Origin of the sequence: Chryseobacterium shigense, from assembly GCF_900156575.1 — a bacterium.
Classification (GTDB): domain Bacteria; phylum Bacteroidota; class Bacteroidia; order Flavobacteriales; family Weeksellaceae; genus Chryseobacterium; species Chryseobacterium shigense.
The window spans coordinates 173589-187786 of the sequence record NZ_FTNY01000004.1 but is presented as its reverse complement, the minus strand read 5'-3'; the positions used below and the strand labels follow the sequence as shown (position 1 = coordinate 187786).

The following is a 14198-nucleotide window of genomic DNA, read 5'->3' as shown; positions in this document are numbered from 1 at the left end:
TTAATCTTCTCAATCAGCTTAAATACTATTTACAGCATCGTTTTAGATTGAATATTTTAGTAAATGATTTTTTAAAAAGACAGCGTAATCATCAAGTTGCGCTGTTTTTTTGTAACTTTGCAGTCGTTAATTTTTAAACGAAAATTTATAATCAACAAATGAAAAAGCAGACGATTAAAGAAATCCTACAGGATTACAAGAAAGTATTACATCATGACATTACTGTTTACGGATGGGTAAGATCATTCCGTGCCAATCGCTTTATTGCCCTTAATGATGGATCTACGATTAATAATTTGCAGATAGTTGTTGATTTCGAAAATTTTGATGAAGAGATTCTTAAAAAGATCAGTACGGCATCTTCCCTTAAAGTAGTGGGAGAAGTGGTAGAAAGCCAGGGAGCGGGACAGGCCGTGGAAATTATTGCTAAAAAGATTATCATCTTAGGGGATAACTTCACAGAAGAACTTCAGAATACGATCCTTCAGCCTAAAAAGCACAGCCTTGAGAAGCTTCGTGAGCAGGCACACCTGAGATTCAGAACCAATGTATTTGGAGCTGTTTTCAGAGTACGTCATGCCGTAAGCTTTGCAGTGCATTCATTCTTTAACCAAAACCAGTTTTTCTATATCAACACACCGGTAATTACAGGAGCTGACGCAGAAGGAGCAGGAGAAATGTTCGGAGTAACGAACTTTGACCTGAACAATATGCCAAGAACTGAAGAGGGGGAAATTGATTTTGCACAGGATTTCTTCGGTAAAAAGACCAACCTTACGGTTTCGGGACAGCTTGAAGGAGAAACGGCAGCGATGGGATTAGGAAGAATTTATACGTTCGGACCTACTTTCCGTGCAGAAAACTCAAACACCACAAGACACCTGGCAGAATTCTGGATGATAGAGCCGGAAGTGGCCTTCAACAACCTTGAAGATAACATCGACCTTGCAGAAGATTTCTTAAAATATGTGATTCAGTACGTTCTTGACAACTGTAAAGATGATCTGGAATTCCTGAACACCCGTTTTGAAGAAGAACAGAAAGGAAAACCTGAAAAAGACAGAGCAAAAGAAGGTCTTATCGAAAAACTTCAGAACGTTATTGCTAAGCGTTTCAAACGGGTAAGTTATACGGAAGCTATTGAGATCTTACTGAACTCTAAAGAAAATAAAAAAGGAAAATTCCAGTATCCGGTGGAAAACTGGGGGGCGGATCTTCAGTCTGAACACGAAAGATACCTGGTTGAAAAGCATTTTGAATGCCCGGTAGTATTATTCGACTATCCAAAAGAGATCAAAGCTTTCTATATGAAACTGAACGACGACAATAAGACCGTTGCAGCAATGGACGTTCTTTTCCCGGGTATCGGGGAGATCATCGGAGGATCGGAAAGAGAAGCAAGATTAGATGTACTAAAACAAAAGATGGCAGATATGCATGTAGATGAACACGAACTTTGGTGGTACCTTGATACCCGAAAATTTGGTTCAGTACCTCATGCAGGTTTCGGATTAGGCTTGGAAAGACTTGTTCTTTTCGTAACAGGAATGACTAATATCAGAGATGTGATTCCTTTCCCTAGAACACCGAAAAGTGCTGAATTCTAGATCAATAAAAAAAGCCTTAATGTAAAAATTAAGGCTTTTTTATTTTTTAATCGTTTATTATGATACCATGTATAATGCAAAAATCATGCTAAATGTGTTTTTTGTCGAATTTATTTATTAAATTCGTAGAATATGTTATGTTAAAACACAAAGACTAATATGCTTAAACAACACTTACAACTCAAATTAGGACAGAAGCTGGCACCTCAGCAGATCCAGCTGATGAAGCTTATTCAGCTTCATACCCTGGAATTCGAAGAGGAGCTGGAAAGAGAGCTAGAAGAGAATCCTGCTTTGGAAATTGTAAAGGAAGATCCTAAAGAAGACGATTTTTCTTCTCTTGAAGACGCTTATCAGGATGAAGGGACAGCAAGTATTGAAACCGATTTTGATGTCAACGAGTATATCTACGATGACGAACCCAGCTATAAAACAGCATCCAGCAACTATTCTCCGGACGACGAAGAATTTGATAACGAAAGTCTGCTGACAGAAGGACAGTCTTTATATGATTATCTTCTGGAGCAGATCCGTTTGATCAATATCAGTGACGAGGATGAAAAAATTGCAGAATATGTGATTGGAAATCTTGATACGGACGGCTATTTAAGAAGAGAAATCAAAGCGATCGTAGATGATCTTGCTTTCTCACAGGGAATTTATACTACCAAAGAAAAAGTGGATGATATCCTGGAAAACTATATCCAGAAGCTTGATCCGCCTGGAGTAGGAGCCCGTGGCCTTCAGGAATGTCTGCTGCTTCAGATCGAAAAGAAAGTAAGCTCTGATAAAGCAGTGTCTCTGGCTGCCAATATTTTAAGACATCAGTTTGATGCGCTTACCAATAAACATTACAATAAGATCATTCAGAAATATGATATTGAAGAAGAAGATCTTAAAGATGCCCTTGAAGAGATCTCAAAATTATCTCCAAAAGTAGGAGGGAACTTTGATACCCAAACCATCACCATCAACCAGGAAATTATTCCGGATTTTGTGATTCAGGTGAAAGATGGAATGGTGATCCCAATGCTTAACAGCAAAAATGCACCTACATTAAGAGTTTCTGAAGAATACAAAGATATCTTGACAACGTATTCTCACGATAAAAATTCTTCGGAGCATAAGCAGGCGGCCTTATTTATCAAACAAAAATTAGACGCTGCCAAATGGTATATTGATGCTATTAATCAGCGCCAGAATACCTTATTGCAAACGATCACGGCTATTGTGAAATTCCAGAAGGAATATTTCATTACCGGTGACGAAAAATCACTGAAGCCAATGATTCTGAAAGATGTGGCTGACATTACAGGATTTGATATTTCTACCATTTCAAGAGTAGTAAAAAGTAAATATGCCGATACATCCAACGGGATTATCTATCTGAAAGACCTGTTCTCAGACAGTCTGACGAATGATGATGGGGAAGAAGTTTCTACCAAGGAAATCAAAACGCATCTTCAGGAAGTGATCAGTAAGGAGAATAAGAGAAAACCTCTTACAGATGATGCTCTGGTAGTCATTCTGAAAGAACAGGGGTATAATATTGCCAGAAGAACAATCGCCAAATACCGTGAACAGCTTAATATTCCGGTTGCAAGATTAAGAAAAGAACTTTAATAAGTGATCTATAAACATCTAAAAGCCCGGAATTTCCGGGCTTTTTTTCATTAAAATCTCTGTGAGAAATTTTTTAGGTACGCTGTTTAAACTGATTCAGTTCAAGTTCTTTAATAGAAATTTCACGCATTTCCACTTTTCGTATTTTTCCTGAGATCGTCATCGGAAATTCATCCACAAATTTCCAGTATTTCGGAACTTTATAGTGAGCAATTCTCCCTTTGCAATAGTCCAGAAGTTCAGCTTCCGTTATATCAAAACCTTTTCGGACTTTTACCCAGGCCATTACTTCTTCGCCATATTTTTCACTCGGAATCCCGATGATCTGTACATCAAGAATATTGACGTACGTATACAGAAAATCTTCGATTTCTTTAGGCGAAATATTTTCACCACCACGAATGATCAGGTCTTTTATTCTTCCTGAGATGGTAATATAACCTTCTTCATCCATGACGGCCATATCACCGGTGTGCATCCATCGGGCATCGTCCAGTACTTTTTTTGTATTTTCGGGATCATTCCAGTATTTCAGCATGACAGAATACCCTCTGGTGCAGAGTTCACCGTGCTCGCCGCGTTCTACCGTCTTTCCGTTTTCATCAATGATTTTTATTTCAAGATGATCCTGGACTGTTCCTACGGTACTGACTTGCTTTTCTAATGGTGTTCCGATCAGAGTTTGTGTGGAAACAGGAGAGGTTTCCGTCATGCCATAGCAAATGCTCATTTCTTTAATGTTCATAAGGTTTTCCACTTTTTTCATGATCTCAGGAGGGCAGACCGAGCCCGCCATGACCCCGGTTCTTAAATTTGAAAAATCATAAGTATCAAAATCCTTAACCGCCAGTTCAGCGATAAACATGGTGGGAACTCCGTATAAAGAGGTGCATTTTTCATCGGAAACAGCTTTTAGCGTAATATCCGGGTCAAAGCTGTCATTAGGAATCACCATACATGCTCCGTGAGCGGTACAGCATATATTTCCGATCACCATTCCAAAACAGTGATAAAACGGAACCGGAATGCAGACACGGTCATTCTGTGAGTATTTTAAGCGTATCCCTATAGAATATCCGTTATTTAAAATATTGTGATGAGAAAGGGTGACGCCTTTGGGAAAACCTGTAGTGCCTGAAGTATACTGGATGTTTACGGCATCATCAAACTGTACATGGTCTTCAAAGCTGTGAAGCGTATCATCTGAAATATCCTGTCCCTTATTTAAAAAATCCTCCCAGTTATCATCAAAGAAGATTTCGTGTTCCAGGCTGGGGCAGACTTCTCTGGCGTACGCTACCATTTCCTTATAATTGCTTGTTTTAAAGCTTAAGGAAGAAAAAATAAAACGGATTCCGGATTGGTTAATGACGTAGGTAAGTTCATGGGTCCTGTAGGCAGGATTAATATTAACAAGAATGACTCCTATCCGGGCAGTGGCATATTGAAGTAAGACCCATTCATAACGGTTTGAAGACCAGATTCCGATTCTGTCTCCAGCTTTGGCGCCTGAAAAAATTAAAGCTTTGGCAACAGCGGTTGTCTGATTATAAAATTCCTGATACGTAGCTCTGTAATTCTGATGAACGCAGACTAAAGCTTCCTGATTCGGATATTTTTCAACCGTCTTTTTGAGGTTTCCTCCGATTGTTTGTCCCAATAATGGAATGGAGGAAGCTCCATAGACGTAAGATAATGGCATAGTTTAAGATTTGGTAGAATAAAATTAATGAAAAATCTTGAACTGATGCCTGTTTATGCTAATTTTCCTGAGAATCTATATCTTTAAGCTGTTTTAAATTCCGATCCAGTTTTCTGATAATAATTCCATACACAAGTCGGTAATAAAGCCAGATCAGAAGCACACATAGCACTGTACTGACAATGATTCCTACAATGACAATAATCAGATTAGAGTTGGATGGCTGTACATTTTGTGAATTTAAGATATAAAAAATAAAGGCTGTAAATACAAACGTAAAAGCAACCAGAAGAGCAATACTGATCAGGATAAAAGCATTGACGGTCTTTTTGAATTTAATGATTCTTATAATGAGACCTTTGAGATTTTCTTCGATCTTTATTTTACGGTAATTCTGATAAAACTTCAGGACAAAATAAGCCGTGATCAGCAGGCTTAAAACTTTAATCGCTAAATAAGCATGATCAAAATTCGTCTCTATTTCAGGAGCTTTCTGAGCGCCAAGCTTTTCTAATATTTTACGGAAACTGTCCGATTCCTCATCCTGAAAGAAATAAAACAATCCCAGAACAGAAAAGAATAAAAATTCTGCCACACTGATCCAGAAAATATATTTCACATAATTGCGTGATTTTTTGTTCAGCATCTGAAGGATTTCTGCGCTGTCATATTTCGGTTGAACAGGCTGTTCCTGCCATGTTTTCTTAAAGCTGTCTAAATCAAAATCAGGCATATTTTTCCATCTGTTCTTTAAGGGTTTTCTTTAATCTGTTCATTTTCACGCGCGCATTGACCTCGGTGATCCCAAGGTTTTCTGCAATATCCTTATAAGGCAGGTCGTCAAGATACATCATTACAATCGCCCTTTCTACATTGGGCAGGGTTTTGATGACCGTATATAGCAGTGAGATCTGCTGCTGCTTATCATCATCATCTTCCACAAAATCTCTATGGTTGATATCCAGCTCGTTCGTAGGAAGGCTTTTGCTTTTTTTTCTGAAAAGAGTAATAGCGGTATTAAGGGCTACGCGGTACATCCACGTAGAAATTTTAGAGTTCCCTTTAAAAGAATCGTAGCTTCTCCAAAGCTGCAGTACAATCTCCTGAAACAAGTCTTCCTCATCCTCAAGAGAATTGGTATACAGACGCGAAACTTTAATAATCAGACCCTGATTATCCTTTATAAGTTGCGCAAATTCTTTTTCTCTGGAAGTCATAGATATATAATGGCACGAAGATAATAATAATGCAGTGATTTGTTGATATGATGATTTGAAAATGTGATGATGATCTGGAAATAGATCGGCAGAAATATATAATATTAAGTAGGAACGGGCTTTATCTCATTTTTACAAAAAAATATTCAGGCTATTAAGCTTCAGTCACAACCTAAAATTTCAGGTCTTTTTAAGGGCAGACAAATATTTCTCTTCATATTAGTAAATCCTTGGATCAAGACATCACCAAATAATATGTATCTTTGCAACCGCGAGAAAATCGGCTTGTTGATTCCTGCTTCGGCAGGGGTAGGAAAGTCCGGACACCATAGAGCAGCAAAGCGGATAACATCCGTCACCCGTGAGGGTAGGACAAGTGCAACAGAAAGCAAGTACAGTTCGGCTGTAGTGAAACCAGGTAAACTCTTTGCGGTGCAATGATAAGTATATCGGTTCTTTTCAGCAATGGAAATTAGGGGCGGCTCGTCCTGAAAGCCGAGGGGTAATCAGCTCAAGTTTTGCAGCAATGTAAGACGCAGATAAATAACAGGCACTTCTCAGGAAGAACAAAATCCGGCTTATAGATTTTCTCGTGATTTTTTTGAAACATACTGAACTGTTGATAAAAGAAAAGCGGAGACCTGGTCTCCGCTTTTTTTATGGATATATTTGAAAATACGTTATGGTATCAGTTCCTGTAATGGTAAACCATTCAGCAGAACCATTCGGGGTAGAAAAATAATCAACGCTGGTAATACATGAATTTGGAGTTGCATTTCCAAGACTTGTATTGAACCCTACAACATGGTTTCCTGTACCTGCATAATACATCTGGAATTTTGATGTAGTCCACTTGGTATTGTTAGCAATGACACCGCCAGGCATAAGGCTTGGATTGTTCCATAATCTTATTGTTGAGGGTGACGGCCCAAGGGTTACAATCCAATTGGTGACTGGATAGATAGAAGTACTGAATTGATCTCTGTAATTATCTATTTTCCATGCAAGGCCATTTCCCATATGTGAATTGGCAGGAACAATAATTGAGGCCGGATCGTTATTCATGACGGCCGGAACACAGCCATTGAGATTCATAGCCATAAGATTCCCGTGAAAATCATGCGGAGAATAATTATTAAGCATAAACATCCCCTGTGAATAAGCCAGCGATGCTGCCGTTATTCCTAATACGGTTACAATCTTTTTCATAGATTACTTGTCAGATTTAATGTTTTTTCTGATCTCATCACTTTTCTGCATATAAATCTGCGTAGCCCAAACGATGATCTGACTCATGTCATTACCCGTCTTTCTTGTCATTTCAGCTTCAGTAATTCCCGTGGAGAGAATCAATTCTTTAGAGGCAGGAACAAGAAGCGCTTTTCTTCTGTCACTCAGCTCCGAAGTATTTCTTTTTCTTTCCTCTTCAGTAGGTCTGTTCTGTGGATCTCCCAAACTTTTAAAAGCTTTGTCGAAGTTTTCCATCTGTGGCGTTTTCATGCTCGCTACTGTGTTTGCTGCAGCTCCTTCATTATTACATGATGCTAAAGTTAAAGCGGCAAAAGCGGCTGATAAAAGAAGTTTTTTCATAATTAATTAGATTTAGTTTTGATTAATAAATTTGTAAATAAGAATAAATGATATTGACTATTGTACACTCTGCATCTTGATTACCGTAGTGCCTGATGATACGTTGGGATAGCATTCCCCTGCAAAATTATAAGCTCCGAGAGTTCCCTGAAAATCAAAAGCAGTAGCATAGTTATCAATGGCCATCATGCTATGTTGATAGTAGGCATAGAAAAGCAGGGTCAGTGAAATAATAGTGAATATTTTTTTCATGATTTTATAATGAGTGTAAGTATGTGCTGATACTTTTAGTAAAGCTGCAGGTACGTAATCCCACTAATGACAAATATTTCTGCGCTGTTGTCTCCTGACGGAGTCGTATAATAAGCCATCGAGCCTGGGCTGCAGGGGCTGGATAGACCTAAATTGGCCTGGAATTCAGGATTTGAGGTGTTGGTTCCGGGAAGCGTAGTATAAAACTTGGTAAAGTACCATTGGGTAGTGTTTGAAATAGTACCGCCTGGAGAGAGATTGACATCATCCCAAGACATAATCGTAGGGGTATTAGGATTGAAATACACAACCCAGTTGGTCGTGGGATATAAAGAATAAAACTGGTTCAGATAATCTTTGTAGACCAGCTCATGTCCGTTACCCATATGAGAATCCGCAGGAACTATGATTGGCGCTTCATTTCCTACTCTTGGGTAGCATCCCACAGAAGAATTGCCGGCCCCCATGAAACCGTTGTAATCATATTTTGAATAATTATTGATGATCAGCGTTCCCTGCGAATAGGCAAAAGAAGCCGCTGCTGATGCCAATAGTAATAGAGTCTTTTTCATAGCTCAATTCAATTAGTAAAGTTGGATGTAAGTATAATTGATACCACCGCTCATGAGGGTGAATATTTCAGCACTGTTGTTTCCTGTGGAAGAAATGAGATGATCAGATGCTGTATAACATGAATTGGCCGCGATAGTGATGGCACCGTGGAAATTGTCGGGCGCCAATGTTGTCGTTCCGGGATAGTACATCACAAATTTTGTCGTAGCCCATCTTGTATTGTTTGATAATACACCACCAGGCATTATAGCAGGGTGATTCCATGCTCTGGATACGCCAAGAGCGCTGGATGTGGTAACATTCCAGGAAGTCATAGGATATAAAGAAGAGGTATACTGATCTCGGTAATTATCATACCTCAGTTCATTTCCGTTACCCATATGAGAATCGGCAGGAACTCTTACCATATCCGGATTGGCAGAACTGATATAAGGATAGCATCCTCCGGCAAGATTGTTGGCAATAATAAATCCCACAAAATCATATTGAGAATAATTGTTGAGAATAAGAGTTCCTCCCTGTGAATATCCCAGAGAAAAAGCGGCTAAGCCTACTGCTGTTAGTAATTTTTTCATAATGATTAATTATTTGTCTGATTTAATATTTTGTCTGATTTTATCGCTTTTCTGCATATAAATCTGGGTGGCCCAAACAATGATCTGGCTCATGTCATTGCCTGTTTTTCTGGTCATTTCAGCTTCTGTGATACCTGTTGACAGGATTAATTCTTTCGATGCGGGAACCAGAAGTGCTTTTCTTCTGTCGCTCAGTTCCGAAGTATTTCTTTTTCTTTCCTCTTCAGTGGGTCTGTTTTGCGGATCTCCAAGACTTTTAAAAGCTTTGTCGAAATTTTCCATCTGTGGAGTTTTCATGCTTTCCACAGTATTGACAGCAGTGCCTTCATTGCTGCATGACGTTAAGGTTAAAACAGCAATGGCTGCAGATAAAAAGTATTTTTTCATAGTTAAATTATAATTTGATGAACAATAAACGATCTCTTGTTTAATAAAGCTGTAGATAAGTTTCTACCAGGCCTGTGCTGGTGGTGATCGTAAACATTTCAGCACTGTTGGCCCCACTTGGTGTTGCAAAATAATCCCCTGACCCATTACAAGGATTTCCTGCAATACTCAAATTAGCATTGAACCCGGTAACATAAGAAGAGGTGGCTGTATCATACATGGCAAACTTGGTAGAAGACCATTTTGTATTATTGGAAAAGACACCGCCGGGCATAAGGCTACCATGATTCCAGGGCCTTACGTTGCTGCTGGTCGCTGAAATATTAACAGTCCAGTTTGGCATAGGATATAGGGATAAAGTAAACTGATCTTTGTAATTAGGATATACTAATGCTTGACCGTTACCTATGTGGGAATCCGGATGAATAACAACAGTATCGGTAGTTCCAATGATAGGATAGCACCCTCCTGAAAAATTATTAGCAATCAAAGCCCCTCGATATTCATACACACTATAATTGTTCACAATCATGGTTCCTCCCTGTGAATAAGCCAGTGAGGCCACTGTAACTCCTAGTATTGTCAATAGTTTTTTCATGTTAAATTATTTATCGGATTTAATGTTTTTTCTGATTTCATCACTTTTCTGCATATAGATCTGGGTCGCCCAGACGATGATCTGGCTCATGTCGTTGCCTGTCTTTCTGGTCATTTCAGCTTCCGTAATGCCTGTTGACAAGATTAATTCTTTCGATGCGGGAACCAGAAGTGCTTTTCTTCTGTCGCTCAGTTCCGAAGTATTTCTTTTTCTTTCCTCTTCGGTAGGTCTGTTCTGTGGATCTCCCAAACTTTTAAAAGCTTTGTCAAAGTTTTCCATCTGTGGAGTTTTCATATTTTCCACCGTGTTTACAGCGGTGCCTTCATTGCTGCACGAAGCCAGAATTAAAATGGCAAAAGCAGCAGATAACAGTTGTTTTTTCATAGAAATATTTTTAAAAAATTAAAGTTTTTATGATAGTTCATCGGTGGGGTTGTTACTAATAGATCTGGAAATAAGTAACCAACCCGCCGGGCGTTGTGATCGTAAACCAATCTGCAGAAGAACCGGTGTTGGGGCCTGTCTGGCTGGAGCTCAGGAAACCTCCCGAAAGTACAGGATCACCTACTTCAAAAGTATCATAGCTGTATCCCGTGCTGTCTGTAAGTGAAAAAGCAAATCCCATCCACTCATCCACAGGGGTAACCGCAGTGATGATGGGATGATTGTATGGATAATTTCCGTTATTGGCGCTGTTCAAAGGATCAATATACCACCAACCCGGAATAGGAATAGGATTAGATCCTCCGGTGTTATCAAATTTGTCATATTTGGTATAGCCTCCCGCAGGAATAGTATACGTGCTGTAAGGGGCATTGGGAAGGGCATACATAAGAGGCTGAGAAGATCCGGATCCTGCCGAGCCGACCGTCATAAACCTCCCCGCAGCATCATAGCCGCTGTAGTTATTGATGACCAATGTGGAAGATTGTGCAGAAATGCCTATTCCTGCCATAATCCCCAGAATAATGCTTACTTTTTTCATTTTGTTATTCGATTTAGGGTGAATGTTTATTTTTCAGATTTGATATTTTTACGCATCTCATCACTTTTCTGTAGGTAAATCTGGGTGGCCCAGACGATGATCTGGCTCATGTCATTCCCTGTCTTTCTGGTCATTTCTGCTTCTGTGATCCCTGTGGAAAGGATTAATTCTTTGGAGGCGGGAACAAGAAGTGCTTTTCTTCTGTCACTCAGTTCAGAAGTATTTCTTTTTCTTTCCTCTTCAGTAGGTCTGTTCTGTGGATCTCCGAGACTTTTAAAAGCTTTGTCAAAGTTTTCCATCTGCGGGGTTTTCATACTTTCCACAGTATGGACAGCAGAGCTCTCATTGCTGCATGATCCTAATGTTAACAAGGCTATAAAAGCCGATAAAAAAAGTTTTTTCATGATTAAATTATATTAGAATAGGGATTAAAATGATCTTAGAATTTGGACATAAAGAATCTTCAGAAAGCAAAACAGCTGCTTTCCGTATGAATGATTTTCAAACAAAACAGGCAGCCGTCTTTACAGCTGCCTTTTATTTAAAAGATTTGCAGGTAAGTGGTGGGACCGCTTGGGGTAGTTATGGTAAACCAGTCCGCACTTGAAAAAGCACCCGTTCCTGAAGCCGTAAATCCTGAGTATACTAAAGGATTTCCCAGCTGATAAGTGTCCGTATTTCCTGTTGAAGGATCAGTCAGCCAGAAATGGAATCCACCCCATATATTGGAAGGGTCCATTACAGATGCAATGAAAGGATGATTATAAGGATATGTTCCGTTGTTGGCCGGATTGGTAGCATCTCCTACGTACCATGTCGTGATAGGTACAGAGGCCGTCCCCGAAGTACTGAATGTATTATATTGGGTAATAGCTCCAGCAGGTACGGTGTACGAACCGTAAGGAGGGTTGGGTGCGGCATACATATAAGGACCTGATGTCCCTGCTGTACCGGTGCGAAGTCTTCCTACGGCATCATAGGAACTGTAATTTTGTATCACTAAAGGAGAAGTTTGGGCAAAGGAAAGAACTCCCGCCAGTGCTGATAAAAGTAATGTTATCTTTTTCATAGTAATAAAAGTTTATTGAATGATTAGGTAAGTGTATACGTCCGCTCCGGAAGTGATGGTGAACCACTTGGCATCTCCCCACGCTGTAGTAACGGTATCTGGAGCAGTATTACAGGGTAAAGCCGTTCCTCCAATATCTCCGTTAAAATAGGTTTCAGGTACTGAAGTGCCGGCATGATACATCTGGAATTTAGACATAGACCATTGGGTATTATTAGAAATAACGCCACCCGGAATAAGACTTCCGTGACTCCACAATCTTGGAGGCGATGAAGATCCCGGAGATAAAGTTACATTCCACATAGACACCGGATAAGAGGACGTATTAAACTGATCTCTATAGTTCTCATATTTTGCAGTAGCGCCTGCCGGTATTACAATAGCATCAGGATCTCTGGAGCTAATCATTGGATAGCATCCTCCTAAAGTATTGTTCGCATAGATAGTTCCGTGGAAATCATAGTTGGTAGTGAAATTCTGAATGATCAGCATTCCTCCCTGAGCATAGGCTGAAGAAAGCGAACACATGCCGAGCAATAGTAAAAGCTTTTTCATGATCTATTTCTCAGATTTTAAGTTTTTACGGATCTCGTCACTTTTCTGCATGTAGATTTGGGTAGCCCATACAATAATCTGGCTCATGTCATTGCCGGTTTTTCTGGTCATTTCAGCTTCTGTAATACCCGATGAAAGGATAAGTTCTTTGGATGCCGGTACCAGAAGAGCCTTTCTTCGGTCGCTCAGTTCAGAGGTATTTCTTTGCTTTTCCTCCTCGGTAGGTCTGTTCTGAGGATCACCAAGACTTTTAAAAGCTTTGTCGAAATTCTCCATTTGTGGAGTCTTCATACTTTGTATAGTATTGACGGCTGTTCCCTCATTGTTACAGGAAAGAAGACTTATTACAGCGATTGCTGATAATAATAAATGTTTTTTCATAGTTAAAGTTTAATGATTCGTGATGAAATGTTAATTTTTGATAAATGTATAAAAAAAAACAACGTGAACAATAAATTATTCACGTTTTGGTGTCTTGATGGTTAAATTTATTTACTATTACATAGTTGTTGTATAATATTTTACATCTATTTGTTATTCACTGTCAAGTGTTTTTTTAGCTTTATCAAGTTCTGATTTTTCTTTTTCGCCCAGTTCAGGATATTTGAGATTCATCTTTTCAAGAGTATCAATAATGATCTGTACAGCTGCTACTCTTGCAAACCATTTGTTGTCTGCCGGAAGTACATACCAGGGGGCATGGTCTTTTGATGTTTCGTTGATCGCTGTTTCATAAGCTTCCATATATTGTGGGAATAATGCTCTCTCCGGAAGATCAGCCGCAGAAAATTTCCAGTTTTTCTCCTGTTCATTGATTCTGTCCAATAATCTTTTCTTTTGCTCACCTTTAGAGACATTTAAAAATATTTTTACAATAGTCGTTCCGTTTTGAGCAAGGTGCTGTTCAAAATTCCGGATGCTTTCATACCTGTTTTTCCAGAACTTATCATCAAAATCCTTTACTGAGGACCATGTCTTTTCGCTGAGGTTATATTCAGGATGAACTTTACATACCAAAACACTTTCATAGTGCGACCTGTTGAAGATCCCGATCATTCCTTTCTGGGGAAGCGCAAGATAATGCCTCCATAGAAAATCGTGAGAATACTCTTTGGAACTAGGTGTTTTAAAGCTGGTTACATTACAGCCTTGTGGATTTACTCCGCCGAAAACATGTTCTATCAAACTGTCTTTTCCTGCTGCATCCATGGCTTGAAGGATGACCAGAAGAGACTGGCTGCCGTCGGCATACATTTTTTCCTGCAGCTCACGGAGTTTTTCTTTCTCTTTGATTAATAGCTGCACTCCTTCCTCTTTGGTCAGCTTTCCTTCATAGGCTGTTGAGCTTTTTTTTATTGAAAATTTTCCCTTTACCAGGAAGTCATCTGAGAAATTGGTGTCCATATATTATATATTTAATGATTGTAAAATTTAATGATTGAAAAGATTAAAGATTGAGAGATTA

19 protein-coding genes and 1 other RNA gene are annotated in these 14198 nt (G+C 39.2%); 3 read left to right on the top strand and 17 right to left on the bottom strand.

Features of this window, described 5'->3' with window-relative positions; all coding sequences use genetic code 11:
* Positions 1–158 precede the first annotated feature (158 nt).
* Together asnS and rpoN are read left to right on the top strand one after the other, a co-directional pair.
* Positions 159–1607, top strand: coding sequence for an asparagine--tRNA ligase (asnS, locus tag BW964_RS14330; protein WP_076508198.1), 1449 nt, complete (start codon positions 159–161; stop codon positions 1605–1607).
* Positions 1608–1766: 159 nt separating this feature from the next.
* The gene (gene rpoN, locus BW964_RS14325) at positions 1767–3230 is read left to right on the top strand and encodes an RNA polymerase factor sigma-54 (RefSeq protein WP_076508197.1); all 1464 of its coding nucleotides are present in this window, start codon (positions 1767–1769) and stop codon (positions 3228–3230) included.
* Positions 3231–3303: 73 nt separating this feature from the next.
* Here the strand turns inward: rpoN and BW964_RS14320 are convergent, their stop codons facing one another.
* The 3 genes from BW964_RS14320 to BW964_RS14310 are packed head-to-tail and all read right to left on the bottom strand — an operon-like array spanning position 3304 to position 6149.
* Positions 3304–4932 (bottom strand): AMP-binding protein, encoded by a 1629-nt coding sequence (locus BW964_RS14320; protein WP_076508195.1) that lies wholly within the window; start codon positions 4930–4932, stop codon positions 3304–3306.
* A gap of 58 nt (positions 4933–4990) precedes the next feature.
* Complete coding sequence (locus BW964_RS14315; RefSeq protein ID WP_076508194.1) at positions 4991–5665, bottom strand: beta-carotene 15,15'-monooxygenase; 675 nt, start codon at positions 5663–5665, stop codon at positions 4991–4993.
* Entirely contained in the window at positions 5658–6149 is a 492-nt protein-coding gene (locus BW964_RS14310; protein WP_034729370.1) for an RNA polymerase sigma factor, read from the bottom strand. Before BW964_RS14310 ends, BW964_RS14315 begins: the two co-directional genes overlap by 8 nt.
* Positions 6150–6421: 272 nt before the next feature.
* On the opposite strand from BW964_RS14310, the gene rnpB reads away from it, so the two are divergent.
* An RNA gene (gene rnpB / locus BW964_RS14305) (RNase P RNA component class A) lies at positions 6422–6746 on the top strand.
* 60 nt (positions 6747–6806) lie between these two features.
* Here rnpB and BW964_RS14300 read toward each other — a convergent pair.
* The 14 genes from BW964_RS14300 to BW964_RS14240 form a co-directional block, all read right to left on the bottom strand.
* On the bottom strand, positions 6807–7358 hold the full coding sequence (locus BW964_RS14300) for a hypothetical protein (protein WP_076508192.1): 552 nt from the start codon (positions 7356–7358) through the stop codon (positions 6807–6809).
* A gap of 3 nt (positions 7359–7361) precedes the next feature.
* Positions 7362–7739, bottom strand: a complete 378-nt coding sequence (locus BW964_RS14295; RefSeq protein ID WP_076508191.1) for a hypothetical protein — start codon at positions 7737–7739, stop codon at positions 7362–7364.
* Positions 7740–7796: 57 nt separating this feature from the next.
* Complete coding sequence (locus BW964_RS22390; RefSeq protein WP_123911936.1) at positions 7797–7991, bottom strand: hypothetical protein; 195 nt, start codon at positions 7989–7991, stop codon at positions 7797–7799.
* 35 nt (positions 7992–8026) lie between these two features.
* The gene (locus BW964_RS14290; RefSeq protein ID WP_076508189.1) at positions 8027–8563 is read right to left on the bottom strand and encodes a hypothetical protein; all 537 of its coding nucleotides are present in this window, start codon (positions 8561–8563) and stop codon (positions 8027–8029) included.
* 12 nt (positions 8564–8575) lie between these two features.
* A complete protein-coding gene (locus BW964_RS14285) occupies positions 8576–9139 on the bottom strand; it encodes a hypothetical protein (RefSeq protein WP_076508188.1) in 564 nt (187 codons plus the stop codon).
* A gap of 9 nt (positions 9140–9148) precedes the next feature.
* Positions 9149–9526, bottom strand: a complete 378-nt coding sequence (locus BW964_RS14280) for a lipoprotein (protein ID WP_076508186.1) — start codon at positions 9524–9526, stop codon at positions 9149–9151.
* A gap of 40 nt (positions 9527–9566) precedes the next feature.
* On the bottom strand, positions 9567–10124 hold the full coding sequence (locus tag BW964_RS14275; RefSeq protein ID WP_076508185.1) for a hypothetical protein: 558 nt from the start codon (positions 10122–10124) through the stop codon (positions 9567–9569).
* Between the two features lie 6 nt (positions 10125–10130).
* Positions 10131–10508 carry a hypothetical protein gene (locus tag BW964_RS14270; protein WP_076508183.1) on the bottom strand — a complete coding sequence of 126 codons (378 nt, stop codon included), beginning with the start codon at positions 10506–10508 and terminating at the stop codon, positions 10131–10133.
* Positions 10509–10563: 55 nt separating this feature from the next.
* Complete coding sequence (locus tag BW964_RS14265) at positions 10564–11109, bottom strand: hypothetical protein (RefSeq protein ID WP_076508182.1); 546 nt, start codon at positions 11107–11109, stop codon at positions 10564–10566.
* A 26-nt stretch (positions 11110–11135) separates the two neighbouring features.
* A complete protein-coding gene (locus BW964_RS14260) occupies positions 11136–11513 on the bottom strand; it encodes a hypothetical protein (protein WP_076508180.1) in 378 nt (125 codons plus the stop codon).
* Positions 11514–11650: 137 nt separating this feature from the next.
* Positions 11651–12178, bottom strand: a complete 528-nt coding sequence (locus BW964_RS14255; RefSeq protein ID WP_076508179.1) for a hypothetical protein — start codon at positions 12176–12178, stop codon at positions 11651–11653.
* Between the two features lie 12 nt (positions 12179–12190).
* A complete protein-coding gene (locus BW964_RS14250; protein WP_123911937.1) occupies positions 12191–12733 on the bottom strand; it encodes a hypothetical protein in 543 nt (180 codons plus the stop codon).
* 3 nt (positions 12734–12736) lie between these two features.
* Positions 12737–13114 carry a hypothetical protein gene (locus BW964_RS14245; protein WP_076508176.1) on the bottom strand — a complete coding sequence of 126 codons (378 nt, stop codon included), beginning with the start codon at positions 13112–13114 and terminating at the stop codon, positions 12737–12739.
* A 153-nt stretch (positions 13115–13267) separates the two neighbouring features.
* The gene (locus tag BW964_RS14240) at positions 13268–14137 is read right to left on the bottom strand and encodes a polyphosphate kinase 2 family protein (RefSeq protein WP_076508174.1); all 870 of its coding nucleotides are present in this window, start codon (positions 14135–14137) and stop codon (positions 13268–13270) included.
* Positions 14138–14198: the final 61 nt, after the last annotated feature.